9 protein-coding genes and 2 tRNA genes are annotated in these 17,927 nt (G+C 46.2%); 5 read left to right on the forward strand and 6 right to left on the reverse strand.

Annotated features, from left to right (window positions below):
• Nucleotides 1-100 precede the first annotated feature (100 nt).
• A complete protein-coding gene (locus tag PSI22_RS04690) occupies nt 101-1,276 on the reverse strand; it encodes an FAD-dependent monooxygenase (RefSeq protein ID WP_273578781.1) in 1,176 nt (391 codons plus the stop codon).
• Nucleotides 1,269-8,423, reverse strand: coding sequence for a non-ribosomal peptide synthetase (locus tag PSI22_RS04695; RefSeq protein WP_273578782.1), 7,155 nt, complete (start codon nt 8,421-8,423; stop codon nt 1,269-1,271). The genes PSI22_RS04690 and PSI22_RS04695 overlap by 8 nt, the downstream gene beginning before the upstream one ends.
• 309 nt (nt 8,424-8,732) lie before the next feature.
• On the opposite strand from PSI22_RS04695, the gene PSI22_RS04700 reads away from it, so the two are divergent.
• Nucleotides 8,733-9,377, forward strand: coding sequence for a TetR family transcriptional regulator (locus PSI22_RS04700; protein ID WP_038205898.1), 645 nt, complete (start codon nt 8,733-8,735; stop codon nt 9,375-9,377).
• 178 nt (nt 9,378-9,555) lie between these two features.
• Here the strand turns inward: PSI22_RS04700 and PSI22_RS04705 are convergent.
• Nucleotides 9,556-9,631: transfer RNA gene (locus tag PSI22_RS04705), tRNA-Gly, on the reverse strand.
• A gap of 376 nt (nt 9,632-10,007) precedes the next feature.
• Between PSI22_RS04705 and PSI22_RS04710 the strand changes: the two genes are divergently transcribed.
• Both PSI22_RS04710 and PSI22_RS04715 read left to right on the forward strand, forming a co-directional pair.
• Entirely contained in the window at nt 10,008-11,432 is a 1,425-nt protein-coding gene (locus tag PSI22_RS04710) for an MFS transporter (RefSeq protein ID WP_273578783.1), read from the forward strand.
• Nucleotides 11,317-12,657: an MFS transporter gene (locus PSI22_RS04715; protein WP_273578784.1), complete on the forward strand. Its 1,341-nt coding sequence runs from the start codon at nt 11,317-11,319 to the stop codon at nt 12,655-12,657. The genes PSI22_RS04710 and PSI22_RS04715 overlap by 116 nt, the downstream gene beginning before the upstream one ends.
• A 122-nt stretch (nt 12,658-12,779) precedes the next feature.
• Here the strand turns inward: PSI22_RS04715 and PSI22_RS04720 are convergent, their stop codons facing one another.
• Nucleotides 12,780-13,847, reverse strand: a complete 1,068-nt coding sequence (locus tag PSI22_RS04720) for a DUF4942 domain-containing protein (protein WP_273578785.1) — start codon at nt 13,845-13,847, stop codon at nt 12,780-12,782.
• A gap of 407 nt (nt 13,848-14,254) precedes the next feature.
• Here PSI22_RS04720 and PSI22_RS04725 point away from each other — a divergent pair, with 407 nt between their 5' ends.
• Nucleotides 14,255-15,688, forward strand: coding sequence for an NAD(P)/FAD-dependent oxidoreductase (locus PSI22_RS04725; RefSeq protein WP_273578786.1), 1,434 nt, complete (start codon nt 14,255-14,257; stop codon nt 15,686-15,688).
• A gap of 164 nt (nt 15,689-15,852) precedes the next feature.
• On the opposite strand, the gene PSI22_RS04730 is transcribed toward PSI22_RS04725, so the two are convergent.
• A tRNA-Gly gene (locus PSI22_RS04730) sits at nt 15,853-15,928 on the reverse strand.
• Nucleotides 15,929-16,158: 230 nt separating this feature from the next.
• On the reverse strand, nt 16,159-16,704 hold the full coding sequence (gene orn, locus PSI22_RS04735) for an oligoribonuclease (RefSeq protein ID WP_273578787.1): 546 nt from the start codon (nt 16,702-16,704) through the stop codon (nt 16,159-16,161).
• Between the two features lie 110 nt (nt 16,705-16,814).
• On the opposite strand from orn, the gene rsgA reads away from it, so the two are divergent.
• Nucleotides 16,815-17,882: a small ribosomal subunit biogenesis GTPase RsgA gene (rsgA, locus tag PSI22_RS04740; RefSeq protein ID WP_273578788.1), complete on the forward strand. Its 1,068-nt coding sequence runs from the start codon at nt 16,815-16,817 to the stop codon at nt 17,880-17,882.
• The last annotated feature ends 45 nt before the right edge of the window (nt 17,883-17,927 follow it).

The following is a 17,927-nucleotide window of genomic DNA, read 5'->3' on the forward strand; positions in this document are numbered from 1 at the left end:
TTCATGCAGCCGTTTAGCTTAATCCAGATGATGCGTCATTATCAGTATGCTTTTTTTGACATGACATCACCCTGTTAATTGAAGGATATTTCTACCACATTCATTGCGCTTGAATAGCGAGATCGTCAAATAGCAGCGAATCCTGAAGCCGTTTACGCATGGACTTTTTGGATGTAAGCAACATGCCAACGTCTCGCTCCAAACAAGGGAAAAAGCGGTCATGCTGTTCAATATCACTCAAAGATCGCGAGGTGTTGACGATTGCGCGAGCACGAGGTTGCCGAATAGCTTCATATCGGCGTAGCGCAGCACTATAGTCCTCAGTATTTTTAAGCACATACCCCAGAACCGCAGCATCTTCTATAGATATTCCAGCACCTTGACCGAGACTGGTTAGCATCGGATGAGCGGCATCACCGAGAAGAGTCACTCGTCCCTTTGTCCAATTTTCAGGGAAAGTTCTATCTTTGGCATCAACCGTTATGATGGATTCACTGTCAGTTGAGTTAATGATGTCTTGAACAAGATCCGGCCAACCCGCATAAAACTTTGCCACATCCCTATTCGTGCCTTTCCATTTTTTGGCGTCATCATTCGACATATTCGCGGTTCCCCACCAATACACCCAGCCATCACCGATATCTACAATCCCCATACGCTTCCCTCTCCCCCAATAATGGGCAACGTAGCCGGGTGTAATTTTGGGATGAGAGTATTTAACTAAGGCGAGCCAGCAAATATAACCGGCTTCCTGGATAATAGATTCTGTTCCGATCGCGTCACGAATTGCAGAATAAAACCCATCAGCCCCGACAATAATGTCTCCCGATGAAACGGTGCCATCCTCAAAATTGATATGGACGGCATCATTAGTTTCGTTATAGCCAGTGACGCGCTTACCAAAACTAATATCAGCATCGCCAAGCTGATCCAACAACGCCCTCTGGAGGTTTTCCCTTGATATGCAAATACTCGGTGCGCCTTGCTCATCAGAGATTTTTTGAACAGGGAGACGCTTCAAGAGCAATCCTGAGCTATGTCGAATCTCAAAGTTTCGAACTTCAGCACCATAATTCTTCAACCCGAGGTCGATATCAAGCAGCTTCTTCATCGCCGAACTGGCGTTTGACATTACCGACAGACCCGATCCGGTCGCTCGTAAACTGTCCGTCTTCTCAAAGAGACGCACAGACCAACCAATTTTTTTCAATGCGATCGCGCATGACAACCCACCGATACCAGTACCGACGATGAGTGCAGAAGGTTTTCTAGACATTAGCATCCACCCCTTTCACTTTATTAATCTCAGTAATAATTGCCGACACCATTGGCCCAACGAAAGGCTCTTCCATGATAGTCAGATGATCACCATCCACTTCAATCAAGTTGACTCGACCAGACGTCTTGCCACCCCAGCCATTCAGAGGATCATGATATTCACTACGTATGGTATTGTGCATCTCTTGCAATATCTGAGGAAGAGGCTGCTTTGCGCGAATAAGCGTCACATCGAGATTCGGGCATTGTGCGTTGTATTCAGCCGCGGCTTGCCAATTAGCATTATATACCTCGAAAAGGCGCTGCATGACTGCTTTTGTGCTGCCTTCCGGGATCGCTCCTATCTGGGTTGCATGATCAGTTATATATTCGAATTTCTCTTGCAAACTTTCGATATAGGAAGGAACAACATGAACAGGTAACGAAGATCCCTTCGATGTCCACAGCAATTCCCAGAAGAACCAACTGAGCAAAGCATCATCGCTAGCCTGACCTTTTGCCTGTGAGCTCAAAGCCATCGTATCAAGAATCAGAACATTAGAGACCGTTTCTCCTGAGCGGATTAACTGATTCGCCATTTCGAAGGCGATAAATCCACCATAGGACCAGCCACCAATCACATAAGGACCCGTCGGCTGAATTCTCTTGATCGCATCGATGTAAAAAGCAGCCTGCTCTTCAATAGTCGTTATTGGTGACGAACCCGCGTCAACACCCGATGCTTGAAGAGCATAAAGTGGCTGATCAGATGGCAGGTGCGGAAGCATTCGCAGATATGACAGGATATTTCCTCCCATAGGATGTACGAGGAAGAGTGGCCTGCGGTTACCTGCTTCGCGCAGTGGGACAAGTGGATCAAACTTGAACTGACCACCACCATCTTGAATAAGCATGGCAAGCTTCGCAATGGTTGGCGCGCTAACAAATGCCGAAAGCGGTACGTTAATGCCATACAGTTTTTCGACAAGAACCACTATGCGCATTGCAGTCAAAGAAGTCGCACCGCAATCAAAAATACTCTGCTCAGGGGCTATTTCGGGGATCTTCAGTAACTCCGCGGTCAGCTCGCAAAGCCGACTTTCATACTCGCCTTCTGGACCACGATAATTTTTTTCTGATACAAGCTGTATATCCAGTTTCCGGAGCATCGCATCATCACGCTTGCCACTCGGTGTCTTGGGAAGCTCATTTATCCATGTGATGTGTGTCGGCACCATATATGCGGGTAATTCAGCTCCGATAAACTGCCGGAGTTCCTCCAACGCAATACGATCTTCCTTACCCACCAAGTAGGCGATCAAGTATGAATCCAGATCGTCACGAGGCCGAGCGACAACCGCGACTTCAACATTTTCCTGGCGGTTTTCAAAGAATTCGAGGATTTTTAACTCGATTTCAGAGAGTTCTACTCTATAACCACGAACTTTGACCAGTGTATCCTTACGACCAAGGCTGATAATCTCGCCGCATGCTGAACGGATGCCAATGTCTCCCGTCTGGTAAAACATTCCACCTGGCACGCCAGTGTGTGCAATAAATTTTTTCTTGCTTTCCTCTGGCGAGCGGTAATATCCCGATGCTAAAGCCTCTCCGAACACACAGATTTCACCAGGAACCCCATCAGGAACGACATTTGCATTCTCGTCAAGGATCATAATACCTACACCCGTGATCGGGATACCAATCGGCGGAAGTGCTGGAAACTGGCTGGGATCACTGCTCATAGTGTAACTTGTCACCACATGAGTCTCGGTTGGACCATACTGGTTTTCCAATATACCGCCAGGTAGATTATCAACAAGCGTCCGTATCTCTTTGGTAACACGCAACTGCTCTCCAGACGAGACAATCACCCGCAGTTTCTTCGGAAAGAATCCTAGCATAACTGCCGTCTCAGCGAGTTGCTGCAAAGCGATGTACGGAAGGAATATCCGCTCAACGCCTTTATTATCGAGATGCCTGACCAAAGCTACCGGATCTCGACGCTCCATCTCGCTAATCAGATGCAATGTGGCACCTGATGAGAGGGTGGAGAGTATTTCCTGGAAAGAAACATCGAAACTCAAAGGCGAAAACTGGAGTGTAGAGGTAACCTTGGCACCACTACTTATTTTATTTTGCCAGCCAACAAGATTGGTTAATCCCCTATGCAACATAGTCACGCCTTTAGGCGTACCCGTTGAGCCGGAAGTAAATAGAATGTAGGCCGCATCAGTCGAATCTATCGCAGCATCGTCTCTTTCAGCGACCGCCTCAATTGAGTCATACTCAAGGAAAAGTACTCGCTCACTTGCGGGTAGCTCTGTAACAGAACGATCGGTTACAACCACTGCCGGATTCGCTATTTTCAATATCAGCTCGATTCGGCTGGCCGGGTATGATAAGTCGATCGGAAGACAAATAGCGCCTATCCTCAGAATAGCCACGACAGTTGCAATTTGTTCAAACGACCGTGGTAGTGCAATTCCAACCACATCCTGCTTATTGACACCACGTTCACTCAGCAAAAAGGCAATCCTTGTCGCCGCATCCCATAACTGCTGATAGCTCCACTCGATGTCACCATACGTGATGGCAACTGCATCCGGATCACGTTGAACGCTATTTCGAATCGTGGCTGGAAGTGAAATAAATGCCTTATCCGAAGTTCTTTCCACAAGGCACCCAACTTCAGTAATCGGGCGACTGAGGGATACGGGCATTTCTGGTTGATAGGCTATTCGCTCTAACGCACGATTAAAGAGCCTGGAAAAAACTGCCCCTTGTTCTCTGGCATAAACGCTTCCATTGATATCCATGCGAACACTCGTACGTTCGCCATCAACATCGCGCATTACGTTTACCAGAATATCGAAATTTGTTTCCTCCTTCGGATCAAAGGCTACGATTTCAATATCTGTCTTCTCAGAAATATCCTGCAATATATGAAAGTGTACATAGTTAAATGCGGTCTGGAGAGAAAACAATTCATTGTCAGCTTGGATTTGGCTTAAAGGAAAACACCGATGTTTATGACTTCTTTTTTCATTTCGATACAGCCCTTCGACAACCTGAAGCCAATTCAAACTCTTTATATCAACCCTCAAAGGAAGTGTGTTCAAAAATAGCCCCAGGATACGCTCCGAGTGCTTAATTTCCGGCCGTGTATGTGTCACTACACCCGTGACGATGTCCTCTTGACCACTCATCAACGCAATGGTGGTGCAATGAGCGGCAAGATAAAGATGCTTTATAGGGACTCGAATAGTTCTTGCCAGCTGATTAAGTGCGGCATCAAGTACAGGATCTATGAGGAAACGATAAGAAAAAATACGCTTCACTGGAGCAGTTGAATATCCAGCCAAGCCTATTGGCAATGTATTCGTCGCGCCAGAGAGGTATTCTTTCCAGTAACTCCTGGGCTCACTCGCTTCAAGGACTTCTATTTCGTTTTGGACAAAAATTGACGGATTCGGGAGTTCGTCTTCAGGGTAACCGAGATTGGCGCCATCATTCCCCTGAGAATAGGACAAAAGAAGCTCACGTATCAGGTTTGCAACGCTTCCTCCATCAAGAATCGCATGGTGGAAGCTGAAAACTAAGTCGATGTAGTTTGATTCACTATTAGCAAATATCGCTACGTGGAAAAGGGGTCCCGATGCGAACGAATAATTATACCGTGACCACTTATCCATATGAGCAAGAACTGTATGCTCATACTCAACCACATCAGGCGTTTCAATTGATAAAACATCATCAATTAGAATCTCCGGTCTGATTAGCTGAAGGGGTAAATGATAGTCACTAAGGTTAAAAACTGTGCGTAATGCGGGGTGCCTACGAGCCAATCCTTGCAAAGCAGACCTGAACGCGACTTCATTCCACGCCAACTTCAGGGTATATCGGAATACATCTTTGTAAGTTCTCGCGTCCTCCATTTCCCGACTATGGAAAAGCAAGCCAAGTTGCAGCTGAGATACAGGATAAGCATCATCGTATGCTGAACTCAGCCTCTTTTGATCGGTTTCACTTATGAGAGCAAAAGGAGGAAGTGCTTCTTTCGGGCTACTGAGAACACCTGACACACTTTCGAGGACATTTCCCAAGCTACGCACTGTCGTATACTGCGCCAGATCGGATAAGCCAACGCCATACCCGTGACTTTCCAGTTCTGATCTCACTTTCAACATCAAGATGGAATCGCCACCAAGCGCATAGAAGTCGTCATCTGCACTAATGTTTGACCGACCGAGTACTTTCTCCCATATCTTGGCAACAATCGTTTCGGATTCATCAAGTTTTACTGTCTGCGGAGATGCTTTATTTCCACTGACCTCTCTGAGAGCACTGGCGCGATCAAATTTTCCATTAGGTGTAAGAGGAATGCACCCCAGTCGGACAAATCTTGCGGGAACCATAAAGGAAGGAAGCTGCTTCCCAAGTTTTGCGCGAATATCACGCTCATTCAAGTCTCGTCGGCCTACATAGACTGCAATCAGGTGTTTTCCCCGAGCATCATCTTCAACGATAACCTCCGCGTTCAGAACCTCTGGCAGGTTAAGCAAGGCGTTCTTGATTTCACCAAGCTCTATGCGATTGCCGCGTATCTTCACTTGGCCATCCATCCTTCCGAGGTAAAGGATGGATCCATCTTCAGCCCAAGCCGCGAGATCACCCGTTCGGTACCAGCGACTGCAACTGTCATTTTGATCGATAATAAAACGTTCTGCCGTCAGCTCGGGGCGATTCAAATAACCTCGCGCTAATTGCACACCGCCAATCTGTAGTTCTCCAGATATACCTATAGGCTGCCTAACCCCATGCAATGAGGCTATTCTCACTGAGGTATTGTTGATCGGAAAACCGATTGGTACTGCGTTGATATCCGAATCCTGTTCCAGATTTAATTCATAGTAGGTTACGTCAACCGTTGCCTCCGTCGGGCCATATAAATTAATTAGCCTTGGTGGACGGGTATCGCGACCGAAAAGCTTCCTATATTTATTCACGACAGCGGGTGTTAACGCTTCACCACTTGTAAATAGGCATTTCAGACTGCTAACCGATAAAAGAGACTGTCTATCATCAGTCAAAGTTTGCACATATGGTTCAAACATTGACGGCACAAAATGCGCTACCGTTACCCCGAGTGTAGAAATTGTCTGGATCAATTCCCTGGGATCCCGTTGTGCGCCTTGTTTTAGGAGTGCGACAGAAGCTCCTGTCATCGCCCACCAAAAAAGCTCCCACACAGAAACGTCAAATGATATCGACGTTTTCTGGAGGATCACATCGTCACTGGTTAACGGATGTATTTCCTGCATCCACTCTAAACGATTAACCACTGAGTGATGCTCGACGATTACCCCTTTGGGACGACCAGTAGAACCTGACGTATAGATCACATACGCGGGTTCATGAGGCTGGGCCTTGCTTCTGTATGGATGATGAGAAGGTAGCTCAGTTGGCAGAGCGTCCAGATCAAACCAACGAGGATCATCAGATTTCATAACGTGAGGCAGATTAGAAATGACTAACTTGGCGTTGCTGTCGTTGAGCATATATTGAATACGATCTTCGGGATAGTCGCTATCAATGGGTAAATAGGCTGCCCCAGTTTTGAGGACGCCAAATATTGCGGCCAACATCTCTGGCGATCGCTCGACTGACACCGCCACGATATCCCCCTGGCCGATTCCCCGTTCTTCTAAAGCAGCGGCAATGGTGGATGACCATGCATTTAATTGAGAATAAGAAAGCGATGTGCCAGTTTGATCTCGAAGAGCGATATTTTCAGGAAATTGTTCAGCTTTAGCCTCAAAGAGCGAAACAACAGTTTCATTCACGCTGTATTGCTTAGTTGGCCCATTCTCATACTGTCGTAACTGCTCCATTTGCTTAAATGTCAGCAAGTTTACTTCCGACACACGCTTATCAACATTATTACCAAAATTATCGATAAGATGAATGAATGAATCTAAGAATGCATTCGCTGATTCCTCAGTATCAAATACTGAGCGATTCAAGCACACATCTCCCCAAACATCTGCATTATTGCCATAAGTGTACAGATGAATTGCTATCGCATCCTGGGTATGTATGTGCGCGATATTCTGGGTTTTTTCTTCAAATCCAGCCATTGCCCCCCATTCTGGGTAACGCAGATAGGACATTGTTACATCAAAAAGTTGACGAGAGGAACTTGCCAGAGCAGAAATAATACCCCCTAACGGAACCGATTCTTTGTCTTTCAGAAAGACGATAAAATCTTTGATCTGCGAGTAAATTGCTCTGAGTGTATTTTGAGGTAATACCTCAACTTTTACGGGAAGAATATTAGCTCGGTGACTGACTGACGTAATTTCTGCATCGGTTCTGTTAAGAAACGGCACTCCAATGAAAAATTTCTCGCTTCCGTATGCATTTGACAGCAGAACTGCCAGAGCCGTTGAAACAGCCAAAAAAGGGGTAAAACCATTTTCAATACCATGAGCGACTTCGTGCGCTGATATCTTGAATGGTCTGATATAGCTGGGGGATGTCGAAAGAGCCGCTCCAGATTTTGGGAATAATACGGGATCGGTATCAGCGATTTTCACGACGACGTCATCGATTGCCTCATCAAGTTTACTGCCTTGCAGGGTTGGGTATTTTGTCGCGTAACGTTTCACCCCTTTGAGCTGTTCATTTAGACCTAAATGATTATCCGCATAAGCACCTAGTATTTTCTTGGACAGCAGATTCAGACCCCAACCGTCAGCAACGATGTGGTGGGCACGTATCATCAATATAGTTGCCTGATCTGTTTGGCCTATCGCAATATCGATCAAGGGTGGAACAGAAAGATCCCAAATCTTACGAGGCCACTCCTTGAAGAATGAGGCAAAGTCGTCTTCATTCTTGAATTCATATAACTCGGCACAAACCACAACGGGAGCCTTCCTCAGAACTAGATGCCCTTCTTGCTCATGAAAAGACTTGTGGGAAGCTTGCTCCGACTCCAGAACTTGTTCAGCAACCCTCTTGAGATTTACGAGATCGATAGACCTGGGTAACAATTCACTAAGGGCCACTGTGAACTGATGGCAGTGCGGATCATGTAGCTCCTCAACCCATAAATCCCTTTCATACGAAGTCGGTTCTGCAACACCGGTAGCAATACTCATAGCTTGAACTCCATTTAGACTAATTACATTAGCTCTACGAATAACGACACAAACCGAGTATTTCTGGGCTGAAGCTGTCCCCTTGATTCAACCAAGCCAAACCGCTCCATCTCGGCTCTTAATATTCGAAAAAATTATTTCAGATGACATAATATGTTATCGAACTCACAATATGTCACTCGATGACATATTGTGTCAAATGACATTTCACTAATAGTATCATTAGTCAACTATTACATAAGTGTCCTTTTATGCCATAATGGAAGCCCAAACACAGATCACTTATTCCAGACAGGAGGAAACAGGCGCGTGACAGATAGAGAAAAAGTTGGCCGCCGTGAGCGGAAGAAGCTTATGCTGAGGGATGCCCTAATTAAGACATCTTACGAACTTTTTGCTATTAAGGGATTTGATGAAACTCGAGTAGAAGATATCACCGAAAAAGTTGACGTTTCTACCCGCACCTTTTTTCGATATTTTTCCTCAAAGGAAGATGTTGTCCTTGACTACCAAGAGGCAGAACACAAAGACTTTATTGCCGCACTCATCCGCCGTCCGCCTCATGAACCCGCATTATCAGCGTTACGGCATACAGCAGTCGAAATTATGAAAAGATGCGAAGGAGGTTCTTATGGCTTTAATACGAACTGTTTCATGACCCTTCAAGACTTGATAAGGAACCATCCTTTAATTCGGGCAAAAAATCTTCAGCGCGGAGAGGATCGGAAACCCCCTATCATTTCGTTAATCGCCCAACGTATGGGAACCGACCCTAAAATAGATATTAGACCAGGCGTCTTAGCCGGCGTTTTAGATTATGCGCATTGGGCTACATATGACGTTTGGAAGCGGAAAAAACACTCTTCTATGCTTTACTCTGATGTTCTTGATGAAGTATTTCTAATTATCGAGAATGGTCTCAACTTTCCAGCAAACAATCAGCCAGATATCTAGTGACCTTACCCTAGATAATCGAAAAGTTCGGGTAAACGCAGGCAGGGGTTATTAACGACCGGCTAAAAAGCGCTGGATACGAGTGGATTTTGATCATTATCACTGGAACGAAAAAAGGACCTTTCGGTCCTTTTTTCTGTGACTTGCAGACTTTCATAAAAATCTACAGTCCTGAATTTGGAGCGGGAAACGAGACTCGAACTCGCGACCCCAACCTTGGCAAGGTTGTGCTCTACCAACTGAGCTATTCCCGCATTGCTGATGACGACTATCAGCCTTAATTTCTAGATACGAACATCCTATAACCATTTGATTTAAAGGAATTTTTATATATTTACGTACCAAGATGGGCGCCATTATGGACTTGTTTGGAGAAGATGGCAAGCCCTTTGCACACAACCCAATACCAAACGTTCAAAATACATTCTAACTGACGTAACATGGACATTTTACACCCGTTGTTGCCCTCATTTTTCTGCCGCATAGCAGGGTCAAGATGTCACTCGCTGCTAACCATTGACGAAAGATTAAAGTCATATTAACCTATCATTCAATCATTAAATTGAATATGCTATTTTAATGAAACCGTCGTGTTATATACAGCGTTTTTATCGATCAGGAGTTCTCATAATGCCGTCTAACAACAACGATAAATTCCAGCAAAAACTGCCCGAAAATACCCAGCGTCTGGCATTCACGATCCTCGCAATCGTCCAGTGCACGTTGATTTTCACGATTGCCCTGATCACCGTTCCACTCCCCAAAATCGCGATAGAATTCAACCTTACATCTGCCGACCTACTTCTTGTTCTCGCTGCCTACGGGCTCCCCTTTAGTGGTCTGCTGCTCTTTGGCGGGCGGCTGGCAGACCGGTTTCGGGGACGACAGATGTTTGCTATTGGCTTGCTAATCTTCGGTGTAGCTTCCGTTATCGCAGGCTTCGCCCCCTCTTTCGAAATCCTTGTCGCCATGCGTTTTGCTCAGGGGGTGGGCGGAGCTCTGACAGCTCCGGCAGCAATGGCAGTTCTGCGTTCACTGTTCCCGGATCACATCGCTTTTGCCCGCGCAATGGCCACATGGGGCGGTGTTTCAGTGCTGGGTGCAGTCTTGGGATTCATCATCTCAGGAGTAGCAACAACGTGGATTTCCTGGCGGTGGATGTTTGCTGTTCCCGTCCTTGTTTCTGTGATGGGTTTGCTGAGTACTCGCAACCTGCTACCCGCCGGAATTGACGAATCCTTGCATCGTCGACCAAAACTGGATCTCATTGGTGCGACACTCGCCACCTTTGGCATTTCCTTGAGCAGCTATGGATTGATATTGACAGGCGATCATCCGTGGTCATCATCAGTTGTGCTAATTCCACTGCTTACTGGCCTTGGATTGTTAGCCATCTTCGCTGTAGTTGAACGTATCGTTCGTGACCCACTTCTTCCCCCCGGGTTTATTTTCAAGCGACATCGAATCATCGGGTTGTTTGGGATGCTGCTTGCAGCCGTGGGATCCGGGGTCGTCAATTTTGTTCTATCACTCTATCTTCAGCAAGATTTGGGATGGACACCACTCATGACAGCAACCGCATTCCTACCGTTTGCAATCGCTCTCATCGCAACAGGACGAATGGCAACGCCTCTCGTGAGCCGAATCGGTGCAGCACGGGTAACGAGTGCGGGCCTGCTTATCGCTGCACTCGGGCTTGGACTGTTGATCGGTATTGACAGGAATACGACTTATATTACGGGTCTGCTACCGAGTCTAGTTCTGGTAGCAGTAGGCATTTCATTCGCTTTCTCTGGATCTGCGGTGCTTTCCACAACAAATGTGCCACAGCATCAAGCAGGCCTAGCCGGTGGTGTTATGAACACCGCCATGGAACTCGGCCCAACCGTTGGTCTCTCGGCATTAATGGCGGTGGCTGCAACACGAACAGATATCGTTGATGGCTACACATGGGCATTCGGAACGGCCGCAGTTGCTTATGTCGTTGCAGCGCTGCTGGCAATTCTGTTCACAAACCGAAATGCTGTTACATCGGGCAAACCTCGGTATGAGTAAAATTCAATCAGAGGGAGCAAGCCCGAAAGCCTCATCGGGCACTAAAACACCAGCATCGACGCAACGCGATATACCTGTCGCGATTTATCTGCTCGGGCTGACTATCTTCACGCTCACTACCTCCGAATTTATGGTTGTGGGCATGATGCCATCATTGACCGGTGTTTTTGGAGTCACTGTTGCGGATATTGGTTATCTTATTTCACTCTACGCCGTTGGAATGGTTGTCGGTGGGCCGATACTGACAGCGTTATTTGTTGCACTACAAGTCCCCAACAAACAGGCACTGCTTTGGCTACTAGCACTCTACAGTGTAGGTGGAATCATCGCCGCAACTGCCGGGAGCTATCAGGTGATGGCCATCGCACGAGTTGTCACTGGCGTTGCTGGTTCAGCCTGTATCGGGATATCTTTAGCGATCTGCGGTGAAGTTGTGAGGACCGAACTACGAGGCAGAGCCTCATCCATTGTGCTCAGTGGCATGATGTTGGCAACCGTTTTAGGCGTACCCGCTGCAACAGTGATCGACCAGAACCTTGGCTGGCGTTCGAGTTTTTGGTTGGTCGTTGTGCTCACCATTACCTGTTCCTTGATCGTATTAACACTGATACCTGCTTCGCGTAACACATCAAACACCCGTCTTAGTGATCAACTTGCATCGTTTCGCAACGGAAAACTGTGGGCAGCTTATGCCACAAGTGCCTTAATCATCGGAGCCGCTTACGCCGCTTTCAGCTACATCTCTGCGATCTTGACCGAAGTCACCGGGTTCATACCTGCTATCGTGCCTATTTTACTCGGCCTCTATGGAGCAGCGAATGTCATTGGCAACACAATTACTGGCCGTTTTTCTGATCGGTATACCTTCACGGTTCTGACCGTCGGGCTGAGTGTGCTGGCTGCGGCGCTCCTGATATTCGCCCTTTTTCCGGAGAGCCGTTCCATTAGCGTCATCGCCTTCATGATAATCGGTATCGTTGGCGTTCCAATGAGCCCAGCAATGATTACTCGTGTTATGCGTGTGGCAAATGCTGGCCCATTGGTCAATAGCGTCCATGTATCGGTCATCAACAGCGGCCTGGCATTCATCGCCTGGGCGGGTGGATTAACCATTAATGCAGGGTATGGACTTATATCACCACTATGGATTGGTTTCATTCTGGCGATCATCGCCCTGTTTTCACTCGCGCCACGTAGTGTAAGGACTTCAATGGAATCGACTTGAAGAAGACTAGCAAAAAAAGTCTCGCAATTTCCACTACTAGCGCTGGCACTTATCAGTGTCGCGCTAGCAGCTCAACAATATTTGATTTTTATCTCACAGGTTTAAAAATTGTGACAACATAACTACCTTCCATCTTTCCAAACTTTCAGAAGAATGGTATTGCTATGCGATCCAACGCTGGCGAATGCATCATCGGGAAGATCACTCCATTGAGCATTCAAGCTCTTCATCAGATCCCTAAACTCTTCTGACTTCCTTCTTTGACGAAATTCCGTCCCGGGCGACATAATAGAAACAAGCAAACCATCACTCTTTAAGAATTTCAAAGCGTGTACAACATGGTCGATATCTCGCTCATCTTCAAATGGAGGATTCATTATTATTCGATCGTATAGAGTCTCCAGATTAGGCTCAATAGAAATAAAATCTGTATTCATAATGCGCCGGAAGAGACGGGTGTTCTCCAACTCGACACATCTTTCCGCATGTACCTCAATGCAATCGACAATACCACCTGCCTCGACAACGAGCTTTGCAAGGTTTCCTAAACCCGCACTTGGCTCAAGCACCGATAAGCGATGAGATCCTGATAGATGAGATATTTCAGCTTCTGCAATAACCCGCTGCCCAACCTCGATTGGAGTTGGGAAAAAGCCGTAATCTCTCGCAAGCGATAATGTTGGTTCATACAGCCCACAGCTTTCACCTATGCCTGCGTTTACCAAGTCGGGTACCCCATAATAATCCCCAATGAGATGAGTAATTTCCTCAACCAAATCGTCGCGTTTGAACCAGAGATTGCACTCTCGTTTCTCATTGATTTGCATAACAATGTACTTTGAATCAACCCATTTCTCCGCCCTTCCCTGAAAATTGTTCCCCGCATCAATCAGGGCATCGGTAATACTCAACATGTTATTCTCGGGTGGATCTTTGCCATCCAAAAGTGAAAAGATCGTCTCAATATCCGTTAGATCCTGTCGGTAAATTGGGTCGAGATCCCACTCATCTCTAACTCCTAAGAGGTTCGGCATGTAAATACTGCCTCCTGAAACCCAGCCATCATGTGCTCTGAACCGCCGATCTAGATGCGAAAAACTGCGAGCTACCGCTTGCTTGAAGAGCATTCCATGTTCAGAAGTTGGGTGCTTAATTGACTTAATACTTTCGTCAGAAAAAAATTTACTCATAAATTTGCCCCTGTCTAAACGTACTAGCAAGAGAGTGACTCCTTGTGTCACCAATACATTATTAAATTAATTAATTGAATAATGTATTGGTATAATATCTGTGATCTTCTCAGCGAACAAGCGACATGTTTAGATGTAAAATCATGCATAAAAAGGCGATATACCTTAATGTTAAGGTAAGGTATAGATAAGGCCAGTGCAATCTCCATGTGATAACAATATCAAGTTGACAGACACGAACGCACGCACATATTATTCAATTTATAAATTGAATAATATTTCATTGAAGTAAGAGCGATCCCAGAAGATCGTACCTGATGAAGCCTTGTTGCCATTGCTATGCAGAACGTGTGTACAACTGGCTTTTCCAAAACCCCTTTGGGTTAATTTTCAAAAGGAGCAATACCATGAAATACGATGTAATCGTTGTAGGCTCGGGTGCAATCTCCTGTTCAATTGCCTATGAATTAGCTAGCAGAAAGTATTCAGTTTGTCGCGTTGGCAGCCTTGACAGAAGCAATGCCGCCTCCAATGCAGCAGGAGCCATGAATGGCTGCTTCGGTGAAGTAACAACAGGTTTAGTTTCAAGTAAATATGGAAAGTTGAAGATTAATATGGATTTCAACGCTAAAAAACGGTGGCCGCAATGGGCAGAAAGATTAGCGGCTTCATCTGGAAACCATGAGTCACTTTTTACTGCACAAGGAACGCATATCATCCTTAACACGGCTGGAACATACGAAATAGATAACAATAATTACGATGCAATCGTAGAGGTACTTACATCCTATAACGAACCCTACGAAGCGATTGCGCCCAAGCAGATTACTTGGTTAAAACCTAACGATCTCGTCCGGCCGTTAACAAGTCTTTACATACCTGATGAACACGCCGTAAATTCCCACCAACTACTCAAAATGTTAGATTCTGCATTTCTGTCCGAAGGGGGAACTATCATCCCAGAAAATGCCAAGCGCATTCTGTCAAAAAATGAAGCGGCTACTGGCGTTGAACTTCAGAATGGCGAGGCTATTTCAGCCGACAGAGTCATTATAGCGGCCGGCGTCCATTCTCTGGATATCATTTCCGACATGCCAAGCATTACAAAGCGAATTCCTCCGCTGTTCGCAGGAAATGGCGTATCCATGTTACTAAAACTTCCAGAGGGCATGGATTTGCCACAGTCGGTAATTCGAACACCTAATCGTGCTTTCGCATGTGGCTTGCACTGTGTGCCAAGAGGTGACGGCACCTTATATATCGGCGCAACCAATATCTTAAAAAACTTCCCCCGTACTCAGGCATCAGTATCAGATGTTCAATTTCTGCTGGATTGCGCAGTGGAACAACTCAATACGGATTTGTACTTTTCCGAAATTATCTCAGTCCAAGTGGGTAATAGACCGATATCTGCCGACGGATTCCCGCTAATTGGGGAGTGTGGAATAAAAGGGCTTTGGCTGGTCACTGGTACTTATCGTGATGGCCTGCATCAATCTCCATTATTGGCTGACTACGTTGCTAACGCCATATATGGGAAAATCAATGCTGATCTCGATCTCAGCGACTTTACTCCTATACGTGCCCCCTTAACAGGCCTTACCCGCAATGTAGCCGCCAGAGAAACTGTGCAGCAAATGCTGGGTGTGGGCTATGAATGTCTCTGGAAAATCAAGCCAAATTGGAATCCCATAATTGAAGAAGGGCTGTTACATAGTTACGAGAATCTAATCCATTCTCTCCATCCCCATTTTACACCGCCACCAGAGCTTATCGCATTTTCCCATCGCGATGACAGGATCCAAAAACGCTTGCAAGCATACTATGAAGCTTGGTCATAAGCAGTGCGGCAATGAGTAATACCTGCTGATATACATTGGATTGAGTAACTGGAGATAGTGTGCATGATTTATTGTGTATGCTATCTTTTTTTCGGATTAACAAACACAGGACGAATGCTTTTCAACGGAAAGGAGACTTACGTGGAGGTTTACATAATAAGAATTGGAGCGGGAAACGAGACTCGAACTCGCGACCCCGACCTTGGCAAGGTCGTGCTCTACCAACTGAGCTATTCCCGCTTACATATCGATGCGTGGTACTTTTGGCGTAGTACTTTCGGTATGCCGTACTGTTGAAATTCTTCATCGGTACGGGGAGCGCATTATACGAAAAATCATTGTCCTGACAAGCCCCCCAAACACAAAAAATCGCGTTCTTTTCTCTGATTGATGATTAAATCAGCAAAAAATCCGTTTCATCACCAATTCAGAGATTAATTATCGTACACCCCTTACACCAAACACCCTTTTTATTTCTGGATAAAGTGCTCGCGGTAGTACACCAACTCAGCAATTGATTCCCGAATATCGTCCAATGCCTGATGGGTATTTTTCTTGCTTAACCCCGACAACATTTCCGGCTTCCAGCGGCGAGCCAATTCTTTGAGCGTACTGACATCCAGATAGCGGTAATGAAAATATTTCTCCAACTCTGGCATATAACGGAACAGAAAACGGCGATCTTGGCCCACGCTGTTCCCGCAAATAGGAGATTTTCCCGCAGGAACCCACTGCTCCAGAAAAGCAATCGTCGCTTTTTCTGCTTCCGCATCACCAAACTGACTTTGTTTCACGCGCTCAACCAGCCCACTTGCAGTATGCGTCCGCACGTTCCAGTCATCCATCAATGCCAGTTGTTCATCAGGCTGATACACCGCAATAACTGGCCCTTCCGCAAGGATGTTCAGTTCCGAATCGGTGACAATAGTCGCGATTTCGATTATGCGATCGCGCTCTGGATCCAAACCGGTCATCTCTAAATCTATCCAGATAAGATTGTTCTCATTTTTTGACATGATATATCCTAGTTTCCTTCAAAACAGATAGTCTGTATCAGTGGTGTATCATAACGTTTTTGATCACTCACAGCGATAATCAGCAAAATAGATGAAATAAGTGAGGTTCGGTGGCTAAGAATAAACTCTCCAAAGGGCAGCAACGCCGTGTTCAGGCCAATCACCAGCGCAGGCTGAAGCAGCCGCTCGACAGGGCTGCCAATAAACCAGAAATGGATGACAGCCTGTTTGGTGAGCCACAGGAAGGGCTGGTTATCAGCCGATTCGGGCAGCATGCAGATATTGAAGCCGCAGATGCTTCCATACAGCGCTGCAATATTCGCAGGACAATTCGTTCGCTGGTCACGGGTGATCACGTCGTATGGCGACCCGCATTACAACTTCAAACTGATGTCAAGGTCAATGGGATCGTAGAAGCTGTGCATGAACGCACCTCCGTCCTTACTCGCCCTGATTACTACGATGGCATTAAACCCATTGCAGCAAATATCAACCAAATTATGATCGTTTCCGCTATCTTGCCTGAACTTTCGCTGAATATTATCGATCGTTATCTGGTTGCGTGTGAAACACTTAATATTGAGCCTCTGATCGTGCTCAATAAGATCGATCTGCTGGATGCTGAAAGCCGTACATGGGTCAACAGTGTCATGGATATCTACCGCCACATTGGCTATCGCGTGCTGGAAGTTTCCAGCCATACCGGAGAAGGCATATCCGAGCTAGTCTCCCTGCTGGCTGATAAAATCAGCATCTTTGCGGGGCAATCCGGGGTTGGAAAATCCAGCTTGCTGAATACCCTGCTGCCAGACGATGAAAAAGATATTCTGGTCAATGAAGTATCGGATAACTCCGGCCTTGGTCAGCATACAACCACAACCGCACGCCTGTACCACTTCCCGCAGGGAGGCGATGTGATCGACTCCCCGGGCGTCCGTGAATTTGGATTATGGCATTTAACGCCAGAACAAGTAACACAAGGTTTCATTGAATTCCGTGAATACATTGGCGAATGCAAATTCCGTGATTGCAAGCATCAGACCGACCCCGGATGTGCCTTGAACGCAGCACTGGAGCAAGGAGCAATTGCAGAAGAGCGTTTCGAAAATTACCATCGAATTCTAGAAAGCATGGCGCAGGTTAAACCACGAAGAAATTTCACGGATGTCCAAAAATAAGACAATAATTAACGATACGTTACCCTGACATTCAAAATAATGGCG

Source organism: Xenorhabdus aichiensis (genome assembly GCF_028598775.1).
Lineage (GTDB): Bacteria > Pseudomonadota > Gammaproteobacteria > Enterobacterales > Enterobacteriaceae > Xenorhabdus > Xenorhabdus bovienii.

Excerpts from the sequence above, each read along its gene's own strand:
- PSI22_RS04690 (WP_273578781.1), bottom strand. The coding sequence starts at position 1,276 with ATGTCTAGAAAACCTTCTGCACTCATCGTCGGTACTGGTATCGGTGGG.
- PSI22_RS04695 (WP_273578782.1), bottom strand. The coding sequence starts at position 8,423 with ATGAGTATTGCTACCGGTGTTGCAGAACCGACTTCGTATGAAAGGGAT.
- PSI22_RS04710 (WP_273578783.1), top strand. The coding sequence starts at position 10,008 with ATGCCGTCTAACAACAACGATAAATTCCAGCAAAAACTGCCCGAAAAT.
- PSI22_RS04715 (WP_273578784.1), top strand. The coding sequence starts at position 11,317 with ATGGCTACACATGGGCATTCGGAACGGCCGCAGTTGCTTATGTCGTTG.
- PSI22_RS04720 (WP_273578785.1), bottom strand. The coding sequence starts at position 13,847 with ATGAGTAAATTTTTTTCTGACGAAAGTATTAAGTCAATTAAGCACCCA.
- PSI22_RS04725 (WP_273578786.1), top strand. The coding sequence starts at position 14,255 with ATGAAATACGATGTAATCGTTGTAGGCTCGGGTGCAATCTCCTGTTCA.
- orn (WP_273578787.1), bottom strand. The coding sequence starts at position 16,704 with ATGTCAAAAAATGAGAACAATCTTATCTGGATAGATTTAGAGATGACC.